This is a genomic window from Pseudoalteromonas sp. 19-MNA-CIBAN-0066 (assembly GCF_040308705.1).
Classification (GTDB): Bacteria; Pseudomonadota; Gammaproteobacteria; order Enterobacterales; family Alteromonadaceae; genus Pseudoalteromonas; species Pseudoalteromonas nigrifaciens.
The window spans coordinates 1-284 of sequence record NZ_JBEONZ010000167.1; the positions used below are offsets into that span (position 1 = coordinate 1).

Annotated in this window: 1 protein-coding gene; it reads left to right on the forward strand. The window is 42.6% G+C overall.

Annotated features, from left to right (window positions below):
* On the forward strand, positions 1–284 hold a 284-nt coding region (locus tag AAEZ18_RS18665), incomplete at both ends, for a trimeric intracellular cation channel family protein (RefSeq protein ID WP_352255878.1).

Below are 284 nucleotides of genomic sequence, written 5' to 3' on the forward strand. Positions count from 1 at the left end.
ACCTATGGGGCCGTTATAGCAACAATTGCATTTATTCGATATTTACCGCGCGTTAATAATTACTACTTTTTATTAGTAGACGCTGTGGGTATGGCGTTATTTAATATTATGGGGATAGAAAAAGCACTCATTAATGGCTCTGGTATGGTGGTCGCAATTACCATGGGTATCACTACAGGTATATTTGGTGGTTTAATACGTGACGTAATTTGCCGTGAGGTACCAACTGTTATGCGCAGCGAACCATACGCCTCTGCGTGTTTAGCGGGTGGTGCAGTCTATGC